21 protein-coding genes are annotated in these 20512 nt (G+C 34.6%); 1 reads left to right on the top strand and 20 read right to left on the bottom strand.

The genetic code is table 11. From position 1 onward, the window contains the following. Positions 1 to 64: 64 nt before the first annotated feature. From OZP10_RS00960 to OZP10_RS00870, 19 genes are all read right to left on the bottom strand, one after another. On the bottom strand, positions 65 to 892 hold the full coding sequence (locus OZP10_RS00960; protein ID WP_281633098.1) for an MlaD family protein: 828 nt from the start codon (positions 890 to 892) through the stop codon (positions 65 to 67). Positions 893 to 914: 22 nt separating this feature from the next. Next, complete coding sequence (locus tag OZP10_RS00955) at positions 915 to 1694, bottom strand: ABC transporter ATP-binding protein (protein ID WP_281633097.1); 780 nt, start codon at positions 1692 to 1694, stop codon at positions 915 to 917. Between the two features lies 1 nt (position 1695). Next, on the bottom strand, positions 1696 to 2454 hold the full coding sequence (locus OZP10_RS00950; protein ID WP_281633096.1) for an MlaE family ABC transporter permease: 759 nt from the start codon (positions 2452 to 2454) through the stop codon (positions 1696 to 1698). 267 nt (positions 2455 to 2721) lie between these two features. Further along, positions 2722 to 4992 carry a glycosyltransferase gene (locus OZP10_RS00945; RefSeq protein ID WP_281633095.1) on the bottom strand — a complete coding sequence of 757 codons (2271 nt, stop codon included), beginning with the start codon at positions 4990 to 4992 and terminating at the stop codon, positions 2722 to 2724. After that, a complete protein-coding gene (locus OZP10_RS00940) occupies positions 4973 to 6031 on the bottom strand; it encodes a glycoside hydrolase family 130 protein (protein WP_281633094.1) in 1059 nt (352 codons plus the stop codon). Before OZP10_RS00940 ends, OZP10_RS00945 begins: the two co-directional genes overlap by 20 nt. A gap of 224 nt (positions 6032 to 6255) precedes the next feature. Beyond that, the gene (locus OZP10_RS00935) at positions 6256 to 6723 is read right to left on the bottom strand and encodes a DUF1440 domain-containing protein (RefSeq protein WP_281633093.1); all 468 of its coding nucleotides are present in this window, start codon (positions 6721 to 6723) and stop codon (positions 6256 to 6258) included. Positions 6724 to 6747: 24 nt separating this feature from the next. Continuing rightward, positions 6748 to 7257 carry a DinB family protein gene (locus OZP10_RS00930; protein ID WP_281633092.1) on the bottom strand — a complete coding sequence of 170 codons (510 nt, stop codon included), beginning with the start codon at positions 7255 to 7257 and terminating at the stop codon, positions 6748 to 6750. Positions 7258 to 7430: 173 nt separating this feature from the next. Further along, positions 7431 to 7643, bottom strand: coding sequence for a hypothetical protein (locus tag OZP10_RS00925; protein ID WP_281633091.1), 213 nt, complete (start codon positions 7641 to 7643; stop codon positions 7431 to 7433). A 13-nt stretch (positions 7644 to 7656) separates the two neighbouring features. Further along, positions 7657 to 8037, bottom strand: coding sequence for a DoxX family protein (locus tag OZP10_RS00920; protein ID WP_281633090.1), 381 nt, complete (start codon positions 8035 to 8037; stop codon positions 7657 to 7659). 309 nt (positions 8038 to 8346) lie between these two features. Then, entirely contained in the window at positions 8347 to 9078 is a 732-nt protein-coding gene (locus OZP10_RS00915) for a GNAT family N-acetyltransferase (RefSeq protein ID WP_281633089.1), read from the bottom strand. Between the two features lie 69 nt (positions 9079 to 9147). After that, positions 9148 to 9753 (bottom strand): Crp/Fnr family transcriptional regulator, encoded by a 606-nt coding sequence (locus OZP10_RS00910; protein WP_281633088.1) that lies wholly within the window; start codon positions 9751 to 9753, stop codon positions 9148 to 9150. 348 nt (positions 9754 to 10101) lie between these two features. Further along, entirely contained in the window at positions 10102 to 10554 is a 453-nt protein-coding gene (locus OZP10_RS00905; RefSeq protein ID WP_281633087.1) for a hypothetical protein, read from the bottom strand. A 223-nt stretch (positions 10555 to 10777) separates the two neighbouring features. Continuing rightward, entirely contained in the window at positions 10778 to 12196 is a 1419-nt protein-coding gene (locus OZP10_RS00900; protein WP_281633086.1) for a TolC family protein, read from the bottom strand. 128 nt (positions 12197 to 12324) lie between these two features. After that, positions 12325 to 15489, bottom strand: a complete 3165-nt coding sequence (locus OZP10_RS00895) for an efflux RND transporter permease subunit (protein ID WP_281633085.1) — start codon at positions 15487 to 15489, stop codon at positions 12325 to 12327. Positions 15490 to 15501: 12 nt separating this feature from the next. Then, complete coding sequence (locus OZP10_RS00890; RefSeq protein WP_281633084.1) at positions 15502 to 16719, bottom strand: efflux RND transporter periplasmic adaptor subunit; 1218 nt, start codon at positions 16717 to 16719, stop codon at positions 15502 to 15504. A 247-nt stretch (positions 16720 to 16966) separates the two neighbouring features. Next, positions 16967 to 17560 (bottom strand): TetR/AcrR family transcriptional regulator, encoded by a 594-nt coding sequence (locus tag OZP10_RS00885; protein ID WP_281633083.1) that lies wholly within the window; start codon positions 17558 to 17560, stop codon positions 16967 to 16969. Between the two features lie 332 nt (positions 17561 to 17892). Next, positions 17893 to 18816, bottom strand: coding sequence for an SMP-30/gluconolactonase/LRE family protein (locus tag OZP10_RS00880; protein ID WP_281633082.1), 924 nt, complete (start codon positions 18814 to 18816; stop codon positions 17893 to 17895). 185 nt (positions 18817 to 19001) lie between these two features. Further along, positions 19002 to 19301 (bottom strand): type II toxin-antitoxin system RelE/ParE family toxin, encoded by a 300-nt coding sequence (locus tag OZP10_RS00875; RefSeq protein WP_281633081.1) that lies wholly within the window; start codon positions 19299 to 19301, stop codon positions 19002 to 19004. Next, the gene (locus tag OZP10_RS00870; protein ID WP_281633080.1) at positions 19291 to 19518 is read right to left on the bottom strand and encodes a DUF2683 family protein; all 228 of its coding nucleotides are present in this window, start codon (positions 19516 to 19518) and stop codon (positions 19291 to 19293) included. Before OZP10_RS00870 ends, OZP10_RS00875 begins: the two co-directional genes overlap by 11 nt. Before the next feature lie 125 nt (positions 19519 to 19643). Here OZP10_RS00870 and OZP10_RS00865 point away from each other — a divergent pair, with 125 nt between their 5' ends. After that, positions 19644 to 20078, top strand: a complete 435-nt coding sequence (locus tag OZP10_RS00865; RefSeq protein ID WP_281633079.1) for a cupin domain-containing protein — start codon at positions 19644 to 19646, stop codon at positions 20076 to 20078. Between the two features lie 82 nt (positions 20079 to 20160). On the opposite strand, the gene OZP10_RS00860 is transcribed toward OZP10_RS00865, so the two are convergent. Beyond that, positions 20161 to 20505 (bottom strand): dimethylsulfonioproprionate lyase family protein, encoded by a 345-nt coding sequence (locus OZP10_RS00860; RefSeq protein ID WP_281633078.1) that lies wholly within the window; start codon positions 20503 to 20505, stop codon positions 20161 to 20163. Between the last annotated feature and the right edge of the window lie 7 nt (positions 20506 to 20512).

Raw genomic sequence — 20512 nt, 5'->3', positions numbered from 1 at the left:
TCAAATGAGAATCGAAATTTAGACTCGAGCGATCGCAAACAGGCGGAGCAATTCGAAATTTTCGTTACTTTTTCTCAGTTTCAGCTTTTTTAGCTTCTTCCTGTTTTTGCTGTTCCTCTTTCTTTTGCTCGTCTTGCTTCTCTTTTTTTGCTTCTTTCTTCTCTTCCTTCTCTTTTTTAGCTTCTTCTTGTTTCTCTTTTCTTTCCTCTTGCTTTTCCTTTTTCTCCTTTTCTTTTTTCTTGAAGTAGCCTCTAAATAAGAAATTGCTTTTTGCAGCTTCCATATTTTCGCTGAAACCTTTTGTTCCCGTTTCTAGATTAGAAAGCGTGTTGGAAACGCTGTTTGCCATTTTATCATCTTTAACCAATCTTGCCAAAGCACCGTTTCCGTTGTTCATGCTGTGGCTGAAAATGGCTATTTCATCTGAAATCACACCAATATTGTCTACGCTTTTCTTTACGCTTTTCATGATATCATGCATTTCAATTCCGTCAACAGAAGCAATCTGTCCGTTGTCTTCGATCTCTTTTTTGGACTTGACGCCTGGCGAAATGGTCAGCACTTTGTCGCCCATTAAACCATCTGATCCAATACTGGCTGTGGCATCGGTTTTAATGAATTTTCGAACCTCTTCTTTCATTACCAAAACTACCACGACGGTTGAGTCATTTTTTAACTGAATTTGTTCGACTGTTCCCACATTAATTCCGGAGAAACGAACATTATTTCCGACTTCTAAACCGCTTACTGTTTTAAACTGAGAAGTAATATGAAACGTTGAACCAAAGAGGTTTTGTTGTTTTCCGATAAAATATACCGCCAGTATAAAAAGCAGTAACCCTATCGTTACAAACATTCCTAATTTCCAAGTATATCCAGATTGCTTTTCCATGATTTCTATTATTTATTTTGCTTTATTCAAAAAATGAGCGAACCCATTCGTCTTCGTCTTTTTCTAATTCTTCGTATGTGCCTTCGGCGTGAATTACACCATCTTTTAAAACTACAATTCGATCGGCCGTCATTTTTGCGCAGGCCATATCGTGCGTGATAATAATCGAAGAGGTTTTTTGTTTGTGTTTGATATCTAAAATCAATTCGCTGATTTCTCTTGACGTTATCGTGTCCAAACCAGTTGTAGGTTCGTCATAGAGAATAATTTCAGGTTTTAAGATTAGCGTGCGCGCCAGACCAATTCTTTTTTTCATTCCGCCTGAAAGTTCAGAAGGCATTTTGTCTACAGCATCTGCCAAACCAACATTTTCTAATGCTTCCATTACTTCGTTATCAACTTCTTCACGGCTTAAATCGCGTTTGTGTTTGGTCAAAGTAAAAGCGAGATTTTCTCTAACGGACATCGAATCGTAAAGTGCTCCACTTTGGAACAAAAATCCGATTCGGACTCTAATTTCATTCAGCTCGCTTTTTGAAATATTAAGAACGTTTTCATTAAAAACTTTGATTTCGCCTTTGTCTGGTTCGATCAATCCCACGATACATTTTATCGTGACCGATTTTCCAGAGCCTGAACGCCCTAAAACCACTAGATCTTCACCTTTATTCAAAGTGAGATTTACGCCTTTTAAAACGGCATTATCTTTTCCAAAAGTTTTGTGCAGATCTTTAATCTCAATAATCGGAGTTAGATCTTTTTCTTTTGTTTTAGGTTCTTTATGTAATTTTTCCTTCATCATTTTAAAAGAATAAATCGGTTATTTGAACAGCGACCATATCAATTATAAAAATGCTTAATGATGCTGTAACTACTGCAGAATTTGCTGCTCGTCCTACACTTTCTGTTCCGTTAGAAGCATTAAAACCTTTAAAACAGCCAATAATTCCAATAATAAATCCAAAGAAGAAAGTCTTTATTGTTGCTGGAAACAGATCTAGAAATTCTAGGGATTGAACAATTTGAGTTAAAAACCTATAAAAATTGACATCTCCGTGAATGTTTATTCCAACATATCCGCCAATGATTCCAATCGCATCTGCAAAAAATACTAGAATAGGAACCATCAGAGTACAGGCTAAAACTCTAGTTACCACTAAATAGTTGTACGGATTTACAGCCGAGACTTCCATGGCATCAATCTGTTCGGTTACTTTCATTGAACCTAATTCGGCGCCAATTCCAGACGAAATTTTTCCTGCACAAATCAATGCTGTAATTACAGGAGCAATTTCTCTAATCAGCGAAAGCGCTACCATTCCCGGAAGCCACGATTCTGCTCCAAATTTTACTAAAGTCGGACGAGATTGAAGCGTAAGCACCAAGCCCATAATAAAACCGGTAATAGCAACCAAAGGCAGAGATTTATATCCTATAACATAACATTGTTTTAGGAACTCTCGAGTTTCATAAGGCGGAACAAAAACCTCCTTAAAAAACCTTTTGGCGAATAGTGTGGTTTCTCCAATTTCGGCGAATGTATTTTTAATAGCAAGGATCAAAATGTTCTGGTTTTAAGGTGAATGATGTGAATTGAAAATCAATTATTTAACAGTTTTTTTCAAATCATTAATTGATATAGGAAAGTTAGCTCAATACTTGTTAAAATATATTACACAACTTTTTATGAGCCTTATATAATTTTCATAAACTCACAATAATTAAAACAGTTTGACGTTAGTGACCGCAAACAAAAAATCCCTTTCAGTAAGAAAGGGATTTTCAGGGTTTAAAAAAGTGAAGTATTTGGTTAGCTTCAATAACTTTTCTTATAAATTTATGGCGATGCCGCTTCGAGATTTCATTAACGGAATAACGCGTGATTGTGACAGGGCTAGTTTTTCCATTAATAATCTTGCAGTCAAATAACAAACGGTAGATTCTGCACCTTGATTTAAGTTTACATTATGTTTCTCAAGTCCGTCGTAACCACCGCCACTTACTGGATTATACATAATTTGGTTCAAATGATTTTTACCTAAAAACCAGTTAAAAGCAGCTCTCATTTTCTTTTTGTATTCTGGAGTTTTGAATGCATTGTAAAACGCATTTAAACTCTGAATTGTATAGGTAACATCTATTGGCTGTTCGCCGTATTGATCAGGTTCTGAACCTTTATAATGCCAGCTCTGATTTGAAATGGCTTTGAAAGTTCCTTCTTTGAAAGTTTTAGAAATTAGGAAATCTAGAGAATCTAAAGCTACTTTTTTATAAACGGGTTTATTGGTAATTAAATAAGCATAAAGCATAGATTCTGGCAAAACGCTATTTCCGTAAGTCAGATAATTTTCAAACCATTGCCAGTCTTCTGTAGCGGTATCTTCATAATTTTTAAGCAGTTTGGCATTCAGTTTATTAATGATTGCAGCAACGTACAAATTAGGAATTGTAGAATGGTATAAATACAAACCTTTTGTAGCAAAACCAATTGAACGTGGCGATTGAATATTTTCGGCCCATTTTAGAGTGTTCAGTAAACATCTTGTGGCTTTTTTGGTAATAGCCTCGGGAAGAATATCCGACATTGAAACCACAGTCCCTAACGCCCAAATAGCTCTGGCATTAGAATCTTCTAAATTTACTTCGGCATTTTGCTCAATATGTTCGCGGTTTTCCTGATCGACATAATTGATAAAATCTCCTTTTGGTTTCTGGCAGCGCTGAATAAAATCTAAATAGATTAAAATATATGCTAGATCATCTTTGTCTTGAGTCAGTTTATAATGCATGCAAAAGGCAATTAAAGCTCTCGCATTATCATCTAAAGTATATCCTGTATCTAAATCTGGAATAGAAATTTTGCTAAACTGAATAATTCCTAATTCGGTTGTTAGTTTTTTGATATGTTTTAATTGAATAGGAGGATAGCTGTATTTAATTTCGGATGGATTTTTAATCAGTTTCTGATAGGTATTCATTTGAGTAATTCCAACATTTTCCCATGAAGAAGCTCTCATTTTTGTAAAAGAACTAATTCCCATTTCGTGTCTTAAATTTTCATCTTCAATTAATTTAATTGCTGCTTCAGCAAATTGATCAGAATTTCCAATATCACACAAAATTCCAGAATCTGAAGTTAATACTTCTCTTGTATGCGGAATTTTAGAAGCCACAATTGGACAAGCACAACTCATAGCATAAGCAAAAGTGCCACTTACAGCCTGATTTGGATCTTTGGATGTAAACATATAAATATCTGTGGCTTGGAGATATTCTAAAAGCTCATCGGTATCTAAATATTGATTGATAAATCTAACATTGTCTTGAAGATTTAATTCTTTGACGATACCTTCTAATTTATCACGATAAGCATCAACACCATCTTTGATTAAGTTTGGGTGCGTTTTACCAATAATTAGATATAAAGCATTTGGCGCTTTTTCGATAATTTTTGGTAGAGCCTGTAAGCCTGTTTCTATATTTTTACCTTCGCCCAAAAGTCCGAAAGTAGAAAGCACTAATCTGTCTTCAATGTTTAATTTTTCTTTTGCCTGCTGTGGAGTTTCATATATTACAATGTGGGTTCCGTGAGGTACGCAAGTAATTATTTCTTCATTGATGTCGTAGTCGTTAATTAGAATTTCTTTGGATTTATTGGTCATTACAAAAACCGAATTGCTGTAGCTTAACAGCAGTCTCACAAAAGTTCTCAATTCGTCATTCGGATTTGGAATTACGCTGTGAAAAGTAAAAGTGACAGGGGCTTTAATAACATTTAAAAAATCTAAAAGATGATCTCCATAATTTCCTGAAAACAAACCAAATTCATGCTGAATATGAACTAATTTCACAGTTTCATCATTATTGATTTCTTCTGCTACTTTAGCATATTCTGCTCTATTTTTTGTGTTTAAGGTAAAAGCTTGCGTTGGTTCTTCAATAGGCTCTGTAACCAATTCGCATATTTCGCATTTTATAGATTTACCATAAACATCTGTAATTCCTTTGATGGTATCTTGCGTATAAGTTGCTATGCCGCATTGCGTTGGCGGAAAAGTTGATAAAAAAACGATTTTTGATTTATTTGATATTGTCTTCATGAGGATTCTTTTTTAGCTCGGTTAATAACTCGCTTAGGTTCAAAGATGCCACCGCAATCTTGTCATCGGCAGCGCCATAATAAATATATAGTTGGCCGTCAAAAATGGCAGTTCCAGTCGGGAAAACTACGTAATTGACATAACCATGTCTTTCATAATATTCGGATGGAGTAATAATGGGTTTTGGCAATCTGCCAATTATTTTTTTTGGGTCTTCTAAATCCAGCAAAACAGCGGCAGCGTGATAAACCAAACCTTTTACTCTTTTTTCGGCAGCATGATAAATTAAAAGCCATCCGTCTGCCGTTTCGATCGGAGGAGCCCCTGGACCAATATGACTAGTTTCATGATCATATTTTGGTTCCATTACAATATGATCTGGAAGATTCTTTAAATACTCTTTCCAAAACTCTTCTGTTAATTCTGATTTCTTTTCAAAAGAAACTATCTGAATAGAGGGAAACAAGCGGTGCAGCGCAACAAATTTTCCATTTATTTTCTTCGGAAAAAGAACTACATTTTTATCCCATACATACAAATGCTCTTTCATTGTTTCCGTTAACGGATAATTTCTTTCTGTATTAAACGCCAATATTCTTGCAATGCTGGGGTTTTGTAAATGCTTTCTAATAAGATTGGTGAATTCGTTTAGAATAAATCTCGGTGTAATAATTCCTTTCTTTTTGAACTTTACCAAATCCTTAGAAACAGCCAAAGCACCGCAGGCATTAAGACCATCGTAAGTGACATAAGTCATATAATACAGATCATCTATTTTAGTAATTCTTGGATCTTCGACACCATGAATTTCATAAATATATTCAGGAAGAAAAATCGGATTTGAACGTCTTTCTACCAAAGTTGTCGGTCCTTCAAAACGACAATAACCAATAGTAGAGAAGTTTCCTTTTTTTGCCGCTCTGTAAAACATGTGTACATTATTTCCGTCTTGATAAATCGCTGGATTTAAAACGCCTAATTCCTCAAAAGTTCGATCTGTTTTTTCTAAAATGACGCCATGTTTCTTAGCTTCTTCCATTATGCGTATAAATTTTATTTAAAATTACTTTGAGATAGAAGCGACGATTAATGCAATCCATTAAAAAATTAACTCAAAAGCATAAACATGGTAATTCTGTAAGGCTCTTAAATAATAGTGAAAGAGGCGTGTAGTCTGTATTTTTTGAGGTTCAGAGGATAATAGTTACAAAGGCTAAAGGATTTTCTTTGTGCCTCTGTATCTCTGAACCTTTGTCTCTTTTTCTAATACCATTTTGCGTAATATTTCCGAGTAATAAATGCTATCGGAATTCCGACGCAGCAGATTACAATCAATATGGAAAGCAAAAGCGGAAAATCTAGTTTTTTTTCTGGTAGAACCGGAAATACAATAGGTAGAACCACGAGGTTCATTACAACCCAAATAAAGAAACCATAGGAGACTCCCGAGAGCAAAGTGTTTATTTTGAAAAAAGGGATATAAGGGAAAATCTTAAAATAAAACCAAGCAAAAATAAAAGCAATTAAGAAATGAAGTCCCAAACCCGCAAAAGTCATTTCTGCTCCGCCTGTGTATGCTTCTTTTTTAAAAATTCCGCTTGCTATAGACTGCAAAATTTTTTCGGCTGTTGTTTTATGAAGTATTACAGCATAAACCACAATAGCAGCAGTGATGTCTAATGTTCCTGCAACTAAACCCGATGAAACAATGGTCCTAACTTTTGATCTCATAAAAATAGTTTTAATTATACTGATCTATTGTTTTTTCATATACTCGTAAATTGATTGCAGTTGGCGTGTATGTCTCTGTGTATGCACAATGGCAAAATGAAGCCATTCGTAAATGGTAAAATGATCAAATCCTGGTACTTTCGCATCCATGCACGTCAATGTCAAATCGTAAGTTTCTGCAGCTTCAAATAAATCATTTTGTATTTTTTTGACAGAAGCGAGCAGCGTGTCTTTTTCATACTCAATAGCAGGAGGTTTTATGTTTTCAGGTGATTGGTATTTGGTCGTATAATCTAAAAAGATAGCGTCGAGTCCTTTTACATTTTCGTCAGGTTCTCTGGTTGTTTTTTCAGTTTTCCCTGCAAAAAGCATTGTCAAACCTGAGCACGCGAGAATGATATGCTGTACCGTTTGTCCTCCTGTCCAGCTTCCTTCGAAAGGAACAATATTAATTTCTTCTTTTGAAAAAGAAGAAATTAAATCACCTAGTTTACTGTAGGTTTCCAGTATGGTATTTTGAATAGCGCTTTTCATTTTTTTTAATTTTAAAAATTAAAAATTCGATTGTATACCGATTGGTTTTAAAACCTCAGTACATTAAATCTGTGAAATTAAATTTATAGAATTAGGGGAAAATGATACTCCTTCAAATATACAATAAAAAATATTAAAATGCTATAAATCAAATATTTGTATATTGTTAATTTTTATGGAAGGACTTCGCAGAAATAGCCGTGCGAATTTAAAATGGAGATAATTTTTGTATTCGAAATGAAGGGTGCATGAATACGAAGGATTTTGTCGCAATCTTCTAAATCGAAGTTGATCGAACTATTTGGAAAATGCTCAAGAAGATTCTCAATGATAACTTGGCATTGAGATTCTTCCTGAACATTTGTTTTAAAAACTTCAATAATCATAAAGTTTTGATTTTTAGAGTGCTATGTTTTTATAACGCTGTATTCTATGATATGTTACATACGATACGATTAAAACTGCAAAAACGATTAAAGGAAAGAAGCCTTGAAAACCGATTCCGTCAACTGCAAAATGGCTTATTGAAGCAAAAATAAAATCGAATGCAAATCCGGCATACGCCCATTCTTTGATTCGTCCTGGGACTTGCGGAATGATTAGAGCTAAAACGCCAAGGATTTTAAATACAACTAATGCATTTCCGAAATATTCGGGATAGCCAAGGTGTCTGATTCCTTCTTTGGCTAGTTCACTCTGAGAAGTTAATGCCGGCATAACGCCTTCAAATAAAAAAATAAGAATTGTAGTAATCCAGAAAATGATTTTGGTTGTTTTCATGGGGTATTTGTTTTTAAGTAGTTATTAGTTAATGTATTACAAATATACTATTCTTCTTTTTTTACAAAATACCTATTTATGACTATTTTGGGGGCATTTGGGACAAGATTCTGATTTTAGATTTTAGAGTGTAGATTTTAGAGTGTAGATTTTAGAGTGTAGATTTTAGATTTTAGATTGTAAATAGTTCTCGCAAAGGCACGGAGTCGCAAAGAAAAATAACTTAAAAAAGTAAACTTTGCGAGTTTGCGTCTTTGCGAGAGAATTAATTAGCTGATTAATTGGAATTTGGATTTTAAAATTTGGAATTTACGTCAGTTGGTAATTCGTAATCGTAAATAAATCCTCAAAACCTAATCTTGTATATATGCCTTTTCCTAAAGCAGAAGCTTGCAGTTGCGCATATTCACAATCGGCGTCAATAGCTTCGTTGATGGCAAATTTCATGATTTCTTCTGCGAAACCTCTTTTTCGCATTTCGGGAATAACGCCAACACCGTGAATTCCCATTGTATTTTCTGTTTGAAAAAGAGTCAATGTTCCAATCGCTTTTCCTTCATAATGAACTAAATGAAATTTAGCATTTTCGTAATTGTTAACTAAAGTTTCCTTACTGATTACATAACTAAAAGACAGCGGATAAATATCTGACCAAGTTTTGGCATCTTCTTCATTTAATACTCTTTTAAAAGTAAGATTGTTTTCAAGTGCGAATTTTTCTCCTAGTTTTAAGGCCATAGCTACAAGCTGAATTCGGATATGAAAGCCGTTTTTTTCGAAAATTTCTTTAGAATTGCTTCCAAAAATATCCCAATACGGAACAACCAATCCTGGTTTTTTCTCCATCATTTCCTGAATCAGCGGAAAATTTTCTTCAGTAATATCTTCTCTAGACCATAATCTATTTGGCCAACCAGAGTTTTTGATTTGAGAAACTTCAAAAGGATCATTTTTATGATAGGAAAGAAGAGGAGTGGCAACGGTTTTCCAAAGAGTGGTTAGGTTGTCGATATTATCTTTGATGAGGTTTGTATGGTCCATTTTTGACGTGTTTTAATTATAAAGCAAAGATAAATCGGTTCTTTTAGAAAAGCCTTTACATATGTTGATTTACAATTCTTTTTCGAGACTTTTTCTGATTCTGCTTAGCTGTGTTGGTGTAATGCCCAAATGCGAAGCGATATGCAATAATGGAACGCGGTCAGCGATTGTAGGATGCGTCTCCAGAAGATTAAGATATCTTTCTGTTGCATTCTGCATGACTAAAGCGACTTCTCTTTGTTCTTTTTCAATAATCCAATTTTTTTCTAAGTATGCGATATAAAACGTTTTGAGATCATCATTTTCGCTAATCAATTGGGTATATTTTTTGTAATCAAGATTGATTAAAATGCAATCTTCTAAAGCTTCGATGGTAAAGTTAGAAGGAGTTTGCAATATTGATGAAACTTTAGAGCATGCAAGTTTGTTTTCGAGGAAAAGGTTTTTGTTATAGAAATTTCCTTGTTCGTCTGTAATAAAAGTTCGTAAAATTCCTTTGGCAATAAAATAAAGATTTTTGCAGACTTCTCCATTTTCTAGTAGTATTTCTCCTTTTTTGATCGTCTGGAAATGTGTCAGGCTCTCAATCAAATTCCAAGACTTTTCAGAGATAGGAGCGTAACTTTCGAAATATAATTTTAGATTGTTGAGGTATGTTTCTTTGTTGAAAGTCATAGATTGGTTTGGTTTTGCCACAAAGGCGCTAAGGCACAAAGTTTTTTTTATTTTAATGCACTAGATTTACTATTCAAAAATAAAGAAATAAGCGCAATTTTGTCATTTCGACGAAGGAAAAGTCTTCGCAAGAAACTCTACAAAGATTGATTTTCGTTGCGGAGCTACTTGTGGAGATTTCTCCTTCGTCGAAATGACAAAAATGAGAATAAATCTGAACAATCTGCATAATCTGCGAGAGACTTAAAAATAGATCACTTCGAGCCTTAGCAGCAAAAAAATTAAAACCGCCAAAAACTCAAAGCTTTTAGCGGTTTTAAATTGCAGTAATTTGTATCGTTTTAGAGCTTAATCAGCATAATGAAAAATGCTTCTTTTAACAGTATTGTTTATTTTTTCTAGTGTTACTTCTGTCACACCACCTTCGTAATTCATCGAAATAGTTACTTTGTCTTTAAAAATTTCATAATCAATAGAGATTAATCCTTCTTTATTTACTTTAACAGATTTTCTTTCGCTCGGAATCGTACTTAAAAAATAATTCGATTCTTCGACTTCTTTATTTTTGATGATGTTTTGATAAACTTCATCCAAATTAGTATCCTGTAATATACATTCTCTTCCATCTCCCATTTCTACTTCGATATCTTTACAATCTTCTTTTGGCTCAGTCTTTTTTTCTTCTTTTACAACAGTAATTGTATCTGCCGGTTTTTCGATAGGTTTTGATTCTTCATTACTGCTTTGTTTGCAATTTGTAAATAGTAAAGCCAAAAGTGCAATAGATGTAATTTTTTTCATGGGTTTTATTTATTAAGATAAAATCAAAAGTAAGAAAATCATGAAGAATAATCTCTAAAAAACCTTTGCGACTTCGCGTCTTTGCGAGAAACTCAAAAAAACTTTTGCGTTCTTTGCGTAAAACCTTGCGCTCTTTGCGGTTAAGAAACAAAAAACGCCATGAAACCCAAAGGTCTCACAGCGTTTTCATCTCAAAAAATAAATAATTAACGGGTAACGGGTATTATTTCCAGCCTCCGCCTAGTGCGCGATACAAATCTGTATTGGCTGTAAGTTGTTGTCTTTTGATATCAGCAAGTTCTAGTTCGCTTTGCAATAAATTGGCTTGTGCAGTTAAAACTTCAAGATATTCTGCTAAACCATTTTTGAATAAAAGATTGGCATTTTTAATCGCTTGCTGTAATGTTTTTACTTTTTCTTTTAAGAAGGTTTCTTGCTGCTGTAATTTCTCCACTTTAACCAAAGCATCTGAAACTTCGCTTACGGCAACCAAAACTTGTTGTCTAAAACTTAAAACCGCTTTTTCTCTTTCCGCAACAGCGATATTATATTGCGTTTTTAATCTTTTATTGTTTAAAAGAGGTTGTGTTAAACCTCCTGCAACAGTTCCGAACAATGAAGCCGGAATGTTGAACCAATTACTGGTTTCGAAAGAGTTTACACCGCCTTGAGCCGTGATTCTTAAAGCTGGATATAAATCGGCTTTTGTGATACCGACATTTGCGTTGGCGACTTTAAGAGCCAATTCGGCACTTTTTACATCTGGTCTTCTGCTTACTAATGAAGACGGAATTCCGATTGCGTTATTGTTTTTAACTTCAATAGCGCTTAAGCGAATTGTTCTTTCCTTTGAATCAGGAAATGAACCTGTTAGAACACTCAAAGCATTTTCCTGAATCGCAATGTTTTGTTCCAATAACGGAATCAATTGCGCTGAGTTTAATTTCTGTGCTTCAGATTGTTGAATTGCTAAAGTGGTTACTTGACCAGCATCGTATTTTAATTTGATAATATTGGTTGTACTATCATTTAAACGAAGATTTTGTCTGGCAATATCCAATTGTGCATCCAACATCAAAAGATTATAATATCCTCTAGAAACATTAGCAACAATATTAGTCTGCAATGCTTTTTTTACTTCTTCAGATTGAAGATATCCTGCATAAGCCCCTTTCTTTTGGTTTCTGATCTTTCCCCAAATATCAGCTTCCCAAGAAAGAGAAGCTCCAGCAGAATAGTCGTCAATATGTTTAGCTCCAATTGCCTGATTTAAGTTTAATCCCGTAAAACTATTGTCAGACGGATTGCTTGTACTTGCGTTTACAAACAAGTTAACCTGAGGTATATTTCCCCATTTTGATTGTGTAAAACGGTATTGCGCAATTTCGATGTTCTTTTCGGCAATCTGAAGGTCGTTGTTTCTTGCAACGGCACTGTCAATTAATTTTATAATATCTTTTTCTGTAAAGAAATTTTTCCACTCCACATCGGCAATACTAGTTGTATCACTCGAAACCGATGCATTCCTGAAATTCTCAGGAAATGCATCTTTTGGAGTTTCAATATCCTTTGAGACTTTACAGGATATTAAAGTCGTGATCAGAATGGCGAAGGTCACGATTTTGGTTATATGATTTTTCATTAGTCTTTTTATTAAATTTCTGTACAAGTATCTTTTCTAGTTTCAAGATCTTTTGAGATTCTGTACGATATATATCCGATACCAAATATGATGGCGACAAGGATTGTTGTGATATAGTTTTCCATTTATTATTTTTCTTCGTTATGAATTACGGCAACTGGTTTTCCAGAAACCTTTTCTTGTAAATGTTGGAAGATGATGAATAATACCGGAATGATAAACAAACCTAGAATTACCCCTGAAATCATACCTCCGGCGGCACCAATACTAATAGAGTGGTTACCTTGAGCTGACGGTCCTGTGGCACTCATCATTGGCACTAAACCAACAATAAAAGCAAGAGACGTCATGATAATTGGTCGTAAACGTAATTTGGCAGCATCAATTGAAGCTCTAACTAACGCTTGTCCCGATTTTCTTTTCTGGACGGCAAATTCGACGATCAGAATGGCATTTTTGGCCAGAAGTCCAATAAGCATGACAAGAGCAACTTGTACATAAATATTGTTTTCAATTCCAGTTAAACCAATAGCAACGAATACTCCAAAAATACCTGCAGGGATTGACAAGATTACTGCCAAAGGCAAAATGTAACTTTCGTACTGTGCAGCAAGTAGGAAATAAACGAATATCAAACACAGTAAAAATATAGTTGCAGATTGTCCTCCTGACGAAATCTCCTCACGCGTTTGGCCCGAGAATTCAAACCCGTAACCTGCAGGTAATTGTTGTGCTGCTACTTCTTCAATTGCTTTAATGGCATCTCCAGAACTAAATCCTGGTTTCGGAATGGCATTAATAGAAATTGAGTTAAACAAATTATATCTTGAAGCGGTTTCAGAACCATAAATACGAGTCAGTTTCACTAATGTATTTATTGGTACCATTTCGCCTGTTTTGTTTTTTACAAAAACTCTGTCAATTGCTGTTGGATCTGCTCTGTCTTCGATATCGGCCTGAACAACCACACGGTAATATTTACCAAATCGATTAAAGTCAGATGCCTGTGCACTACCAAAGTAAGCTTGCATCGTTTGTAAAATGTCTTTTACATTAACACCCAATTGATTTGCTTTTTCGTCGTTAACTTCCAATTGCAATTGCGGATAATCTGCTTTAAAAGAAGTAAAAGCAACTGCAATCTCAGGACGTTTCATTAATTCGCCGATAAAGTTTTGAGAAATTCCACTGAATTTATCCAGTTTTCCTCCTGTTTTATCTTGCAGCACTAAATCTAAAGCCTCAACGTTACTAAATCCAGGGACAGTTGGGAAACTGAACACGAAGAAACTTCCTCCAGAAATTCCGCCCAATTTACCGCGAACCTGATTCATGATTTCGTCAATGTTTTTTATTCCTCCACGTTCTTCGTTTGGTTTAAGCAATACGAAAATTACGGCTGAAGATGGGCTTGTAGAATTCGTCAATAAGTTGAAACCTGAAATCGCCGTTACAAATCGTGAAGCGTCTAATGCTTTTAAAGTATTCTCAGCTTCGGTCATTACTTTTTGAGTTCCGTCCAATGATGTTCCAGATGGCGTATTTACTGCGATTGCAATAAATCCTTGATCTTCTGTCGGGATAAATCCTGCAGGAGTTGTTTTAACCATTACAATTGTTGCAACAACAATTAAAGCTAATCCGCCCATACTCAACCATTTTCTTCTGATTAAGAATTTAAGTCCGCCCACATAACGATTTGTTAGCGATTCAAAACTGCTGTTAAACGCGGTAAAGAATTTCTCTTTAAATCCTTTTTTCACATAAGACTCATTGTGATCGTGTGCTCCGTGATTATCTTTTAAGAATAATGCCGCAAGCGCCGGACTCAATGTTAAGGCATTTACTGCCGAAATTACAATTGCAATTGCCATCGTAAAGGCAAACTGACGATAGAAAACTCCTGTTGAACCTTCCATAAAACCAACCGGCAGGAATACAGCAGCCATTACCAGCGTAATCGAGATAATAGCACCCGTTATTTCGTGCATTGCTTCATGGGTTGCGATTTTTGGAGACAAGCGTTTGTGCTCCATTTTCGCATGCACCGCTTCGACTACCACAATGGCATCATCGACCACAATACCAATCGCCAGAATTAATGCGAAAAGCGTTAAAAGGTTGATCGAAAATCCGAATAACTGCATGAAGAAGAACGTTCCTAAAATTGCTACAGGTACAGCAATAGCCGGGATTAGTGTCGATCTAAAATCTTGCAAGAAGATAAATACCACAATAAATACCAGTATAAAAGCTTCTAGTAATGTATGCTCAACTTGCTCAATAGATTGGTCAAGAGAAACTTTTGTACTATAGAAAATATTGTGTTTGATACCTTTTGGAAAATCTTTAGAAGCCTTTTCCATCATTTTGTTAATGGCAATCTGAATATCATTTGAGTTCGATCCAGCTAACTGAATAACCCCAATTACAATTCCTTTTTTACCATTTAAACGAGTTAAACTGTTATAAGAATAAGCACCAAGTTCGACTCTCGCTACATCTTTTAAGCGAAGTACTGAGCCATCTGCATTAGAACGTATAGCAATATTTTCATAATCTTCTGGTTTGGTTAATTTCCCTTTGTATTTAATAACGTATTCAAAAACTTCTTTGCTTCGCTCTCCAAATTTACCTGGAGCCGCTTCCAAACTTTTGTCTTGAATCGCGCCCATAACTTCGCTTGGAGTTACTTTGTAAGTCGACATTTGCGTTGGATTCAACCAAACACGCATTGAGTAATCTTTTACACCACCAAAAATACTGGCAGAACCCACACCCGGAATACGTTTTAGTTCCGGAATAATATTAATTTGTGCATAATTGGCAACAAAAGTCTGATCGTATTTTGATTCATCTTCGGTGTACATACCAATTGCCATGATGAAACTGTTTTGTTGTTTCGCCGTAACAATACCTTGCTGTACAACCTCGGCAGGAAGCTGGCTGGTTGCCTGAGCAACTCTGTTTTGTACGTTTACCGCAGCCTGATCGGCATCAGTTCCTAGTTTAAAGAAAACTGTAATAGCCAAAGTACCGTCGTTACTGGCTGTAGAACTCATGTACGTCATGTTTTCTACACCATTTATAGATTCTTCGATAGAAGGTGCCACAGAACGTAAAACCGTTTCTGCGTTGGCTCCCGGATATACCGCCGTTACCAAAACCGATGGAGGCGCAATATCAGGAAACTGTTGTAAAGGCAGTTTAGTTAAACCCAATACCCCCAGAATCACCAATAAAATGGAAATTACGGTTGCCAGTACAGGTCTTTGTATAAATATTTTGAACATTGTCTTTTATAATTATTTTTGATTAGTTACTTCGGCAACTTTAGTTGATTTTTCAGGCTGAATCGCTTGCCCGTCCTGAAGTTTGTCAATACCGCTTAACACGATTTGGTCGCCTGTTTTTACACCTTCTTTAATTAAATAGTTGGTACCGCTTTTACCTACAACTGTAATAGGCATTTTAGTTACTTTGTTGTCTTTGCCTACAGTGAAAACAAATACTTTGTCCTGCATTTCTACTGTAGCGGCCTGTGGAACTAAAATCGCATCATCGTGATTTAATCCTAAACGGATTCTTCCTGTGTTTCCAGAACGTAATGTTCCGTTTGCATTTGGGAAAGTCGCTCTAATCGTGATGGCACCTGTAGTTTTATCAAATTGACCGTCAACCATATCGATTTTTCCTGTTTGAGGATACGCATTGTTATCAGCCAAAATCAAAGTAACAGGTGGCAGTTTTTTGATTTTATCACCAAGAGAACTTCCTTTATATTGCTCTTTAAAGTTGATGAAATCAGTTTCACCCAAAGAGAAATAAGCAAAAACTTCGTGAACGTCAGATAAAGTTGTTAAAGCTTCAACATCAGTAGCAGAAACTAAACTTCCTTGTTTTTTTGGCAATCTTCCAATGTATCCGCTCACTGGAGCAGTTACGTTTGTATAGCCTAAATTAATTTTAGCAGAACCTACCATTGCTTTAGCCTGTTCGATATTAGCAGCAGCAATTTTCTGAGAAGCTTTAGCTGTTTTTAACTGATAATCAGAAACTACTTTGTTTTGTACTAGTGGAGTCAATTTATCAACTTCTAGATTAGCATTGATCAAAGCCGCTTCTGCAGCGTGAAGACTTGCTAATGCATTGTTTAACTGCTCACGGTACGGACGCTCATTGATTTTGAATAAAGTTTGTCCTTTACTTACATAAGCACCTTCGTCAACATAAATTCTGTCTAGGTTTCCGCTTACTTGTGGACGAATTTCAACATCAACAGTTCCTTGTATAGAAGCAGGATATTCAGCATCAGTAGTTGTATTGGCACTTGTGATTGCTAAAACTGGTAAAACCGGTGGTGGTGGAGCAGTAGGTGCCTGATTTTTGTCGGCACAGCTGCTTAATACTAAGGCCAGAATAAAACTGGTTATAATTACATTTTTCATTTTCATAGTGGTTTTAATTGGTTGAACATTTTCTCGGATAAAATTCTTTGGCATTCTGGCATTCTCGGGATTCATATTTAATTGAATTAAATTATCTAACGTTGTTAAGTAAAAGCGCGCAAATTTCCATACAGTAAACCTTTCCAATTTTATTTAAAATCAGTATTAAATTATCTAACGTTGTTAAGTAAAAGTCTAAAAAAAGAGCTTTTATTACCTTTATTAAATTTTCTAACAGTGTTAAGCGAAAGTTATAAAAAAAAGGATTTTACATTATCCCGTTTAAATCATTTTACACTGTTAAGTAAAATTGAAAATTTTTTTATTGTATAGATTTGATGATACCAGTAATAGCATCCTTCAAAATCTGAGCATTTATTGTTTCTAAAATATCACTTTTGTTAATGATGTTGATGGCGATTAAACCATGAATAACAGAAAAGAAAGTAAAATATTTTTGTTTAATGATATCTTCACTAGGATTGCTGTCTTTCATAATTTCAGCAATAACACCAGTAAACAATTTGTAAGGTGCTTCCTGAGCCGAACATCGCTGTGCACAGCAAGTCATTTGAACACCAAACATAAGTTGATACATTTCAGTATTAGTAAAAGCGAAATTCCAATAAGTCATCCACATGGCTTCTAACTGATCTTCGGGTTTCTCAAACTTGTCTTTTGCAGTTTGCAACTCTTTAGCCAGTTTTAAAAAACCTTTGCCTGTCAATTCTTCTAGTATTGCTTCTTTATTCGAGAAATATTCATAAATAATAGGAGCAGTATATTCGATTCTGTCGGCAATTTTACGCATACTCAAACCATTCCAGCCTTCATCTTTTACGATATCATAAGCAGCGCCAAGGATATTGTTCCTTGTCTCTTCTTTTTGTCTTAAAATTCGATCTTTGCTAGCCATTGTATTCAAGTATTAAATCGTTTAACACTGTTAGGCAAATGTATGGCAGATTTTCTGATTATGAAATATTTTTACCATAATATTTTCTTATTGTTCCATAGATGGATTAGGAAGCCTTGAATTTATTGAGGTTTTCGCTTTTAATATTTTTTAGAAGCAGGACATTTTTCGTTTTTAAGAACGTTTTGTCCCGCTCTACATTATATTTTTTGTGGTGAACACCACCACAAAAAGATGCCATTTCGATCGGGGCTAGGAGAGAACATAAATTTTTTCATTAGAACTTTGTCAAACTTTGTGAAAAATCGATAATAAAATCGATGATTTATTGATTACTTCATTCCGCGAACATTCATTTCTATCGTATAAACACTTTTACCAGCAGTAATAAATAATGTTTTAAATTTTTTCCCTCCAAAACAAACATTAGCTGTCCAAGGTTCAGGAACATCAATATGAGTTATTTTTTCTCCTTGTGGATTGAATATGGTAACTCCTTTTCCGCATAAGTAAATATTTCCCGACTCATCTATTGTCATTCCATCTGAACCTGATTCGGTAAACAGCGTCTTTTTACTTAAAGAACCATTACTTTCGATCGTATAAGAGTATGTTTTATTTCCTGCTATATCCGCTACGTATAGGGTTTTCCCATCCGAAGTTCCAATAATGCCATTTGGTTTTACAAGATCATTCGCAACGTTTATAATTTTGGATTTATCCGGAGATAAATAGTAAACGCATTCTTTCTCTATTTCTTTGGAGGGATGTGTCCAGTAATCCCTTTGGTAAAAAGGATCTGTAAAATAGATACCGCCTTTTGGATCAACCCAAAGATCATTAGGACCATTTAGCCTTTTTCCTTCGAAGTTGTTTAGTATTACAGTATAATTTTTGTTTTTGTCTATTTTCCAAAGTTCATTTTTTTCATCGGCGCAAGCCAAAAGATTGCCTGCGTGATCAAAATACATACCGTTGGCTCTTCCTGCATTTTCCATAAAAACAGAAAGTTTACCATTAACCGACCATTTCATGATTTTATTATTAGGCTGATCCGTAAAATAAATATTTCCTTTTTTATCTGAAGCAGGTCCTTCTGTAAAACTGAATTGATCTGATAGTTTTGTGAGAACTGCACCTTTTGCTATTATGGAATAACTTTTTTCTTTTGATGTCTGAGCGTATATAAAATTTGTAAAAGTTAAAGTAATAAGAAATAAAAAGGATGATTTTATTTTTGGTTGGAGTTGGTTCATTATAAAAGGGTTTAAATCTTGCTTTTGAAGTGGTTTTAAAAGTAGTTTTTATTTTTGATATTCTGCAAAGTCGGGTTCAAATTTGCTCGTAGTTGAAGACTTTTTTTGCGTAACATTACAAAAAGAAATTAGAAAATTTTTGTCAAGCTGAGCAAAGTCAAAGCGGTAATGATGATCGACAATTCTTATTTTACGGGGTATTTTTGTGGATTTTGTGAAGTATGAAAAATAGCATTTAAAAATACTGTCTTTGATAATTCATCAACAATAAAAAATGCCACATATGGAAATTTTTTAAATGGAAGATAACGATAATTAATATCGTGAAATTGATAAAAAGGATTTATCTGTAAGGCTTTATAAACCTTTTTATAATCATTAAGAAAATCAAGGGCAACTTTTTTGCTGACTTTTAAAATATAATATTCTAAGGCTTCTTCAATATTTGTTAATGCAATTGGAGAAACTATAATCTTATAATTCATATTTCTTTTTTAAATCGATATAAACAGATTCAGCATCAGTATAAAGGTTTTTATCTGAAATAACTTGATCATTTAAGATATTTTGTTGTTCTTCAGATAACTCATATGGTTTTACATTTGCTATCTCAAATTTGATCTTTAGCGCTTTCATAAAAGCTTTTACAGCTTCAATTTGAGAAGCATCTTCTGTATATGCTGTGATGTTAATTGCTTGCATAATATTAATTTACTAAAGTTGATCAACAAAGTTAAGACAAAAGTCTAATTTACATGTTAACTCTATAATTTATTTCTTTCTTTGCAATTGCAAATTGCATTTTTTCGTAACATTACAATAAAAAAATGAAAACGCTAACTATCCTAAAAACCACAATCGCTGTTTTATTTTTCCAACAGATTTTCTCTCAGGAAACTAAAAAAGAAACTGCATCGCCACAATACACCATCGAAAACTGTGTCAATCATTTTGATATAAATAAAGCCACCAAAACCAAAGTGGGTTATCAATATTGGTTTGCTAATAAAGATTTCACTCAAGAAAACACTTTAAAAATGAGTATTGTCGAACCTGGAAAATCGACACATGCGCCACATCACCATCCTGAAGAAGAATTTTTTTATATCTTAGAAGGAACCGCCGAATTCTTCCTTGACGGAAAAACCATTACAGCTGGTCCAAATACCAGTTTCTATTGTCCACCAAATGCGGAACACGGAATTAGTAATGCAGGTAAAACAGATTTGAAATATTTGGTTATTAAAAAGGATTTGAGGTAAAAATCTTTTGTAATGTCTTGTAAAAGCTGCGCAAATGTCTCTGACTTTACGCAGCTGTTCGAAAGGCCATTGAATATTTTATTTACTTCAATATAACAACTTCTTCAGGAATCATAAACAAAAGTGTACAGCCAGTTCTAGAAAATACAGAATGTGTGCTTCCTGGAGGCATATACAAATAATCGCCAGCTTTTAATTCGTCTTTTCCAGAGCGCACTTCACCTTCTAGAACATAAATTTCTTCACCCGCTGGATGTACATGATTTGGGTACGACGCGCCAGGTTCAAATTTTAAAAGAAAAGTAGGAGGACGGTTAGTGGCGGCATCAAAGCGTAATACTTTAGCATAAATTCCGTCTGTTTTTACACCTTCTTCATGAAGAGGTTTCCACTCTAATTCATTGCTTTTTGTGATTTTAGTTTCCATAGTTATT

This window comes from Flavobacterium luteolum, from assembly GCF_027111275.1.
Lineage (GTDB): Bacteria > Bacteroidota > Bacteroidia > Flavobacteriales > Flavobacteriaceae > Flavobacterium > Flavobacterium luteolum.
This window is presented reverse-complemented; position numbering and strand designations above follow the sequence as displayed.

Coding starts and splice junctions, on each gene's coding strand:
- OZP10_RS00870 (WP_281633080.1), bottom strand. CDS start 19,518: ATGCAAGCAATTAACATCACAGCATATACAGAAGATGCTTCTCAAATT.
- OZP10_RS00905 (WP_281633087.1), bottom strand. CDS start 10,554: ATGAAAAAAATTACATCTATTGCACTTTTGGCTTTACTATTTACAAAT.
- OZP10_RS00955 (WP_281633097.1), bottom strand. CDS start 1,694: ATGATGAAGGAAAAATTACATAAAGAACCTAAAACAAAAGAAAAAGAT.
- OZP10_RS00860 (WP_281633078.1), bottom strand. CDS start 20,505: ATGGAAACTAAAATCACAAAAAGCAATGAATTAGAGTGGAAACCTCTT.
- OZP10_RS00915 (WP_281633089.1), bottom strand. CDS start 9,078: ATGGACCATACAAACCTCATCAAAGATAATATCGACAACCTAACCACT.
- OZP10_RS00895 (WP_281633085.1), bottom strand. CDS start 15,489: ATGTTCAAAATATTTATACAAAGACCTGTACTGGCAACCGTAATTTCC.
- OZP10_RS00935 (WP_281633093.1), bottom strand. CDS start 6,723: ATGAGATCAAAAGTTAGGACCATTGTTTCATCGGGTTTAGTTGCAGGA.
- OZP10_RS00910 (WP_281633088.1), bottom strand. CDS start 9,753: ATGACTTTCAACAAAGAAACATACCTCAACAATCTAAAATTATATTTC.
- OZP10_RS00865 (WP_281633079.1), top strand. CDS start 19,644: ATGAAAACGCTAACTATCCTAAAAACCACAATCGCTGTTTTATTTTTC.
- OZP10_RS00875 (WP_281633081.1), bottom strand. CDS start 19,301: ATGAATTATAAGATTATAGTTTCTCCAATTGCATTAACAAATATTGAA.
- OZP10_RS00880 (WP_281633082.1), bottom strand. CDS start 18,816: ATGAACCAACTCCAACCAAAAATAAAATCATCCTTTTTATTTCTTATT.
- OZP10_RS00885 (WP_281633083.1), bottom strand. CDS start 17,560: ATGGCTAGCAAAGATCGAATTTTAAGACAAAAAGAAGAGACAAGGAAC.
- OZP10_RS00920 (WP_281633090.1), bottom strand. CDS start 8,037: ATGAAAACAACCAAAATCATTTTCTGGATTACTACAATTCTTATTTTT.
- OZP10_RS00925 (WP_281633091.1), bottom strand. CDS start 7,643: ATGATTATTGAAGTTTTTAAAACAAATGTTCAGGAAGAATCTCAATGC.
- OZP10_RS00900 (WP_281633086.1), bottom strand. CDS start 12,196: ATGAAAAATCATATAACCAAAATCGTGACCTTCGCCATTCTGATCACG.
- OZP10_RS00960 (WP_281633098.1), bottom strand. CDS start 892: ATGGAAAAGCAATCTGGATATACTTGGAAATTAGGAATGTTTGTAACG.
- OZP10_RS00945 (WP_281633095.1), bottom strand. CDS start 4,992: ATGAAGACAATATCAAATAAATCAAAAATCGTTTTTTTATCAACTTTT.
- OZP10_RS00930 (WP_281633092.1), bottom strand. CDS start 7,257: ATGAAAAGCGCTATTCAAAATACCATACTGGAAACCTACAGTAAACTA.
- OZP10_RS00890 (WP_281633084.1), bottom strand. CDS start 16,719: ATGAATCCCGAGAATGCCAGAATGCCAAAGAATTTTATCCGAGAAAAT.
- OZP10_RS00940 (WP_281633094.1), bottom strand. CDS start 6,031: ATGGAAGAAGCTAAGAAACATGGCGTCATTTTAGAAAAAACAGATCGA.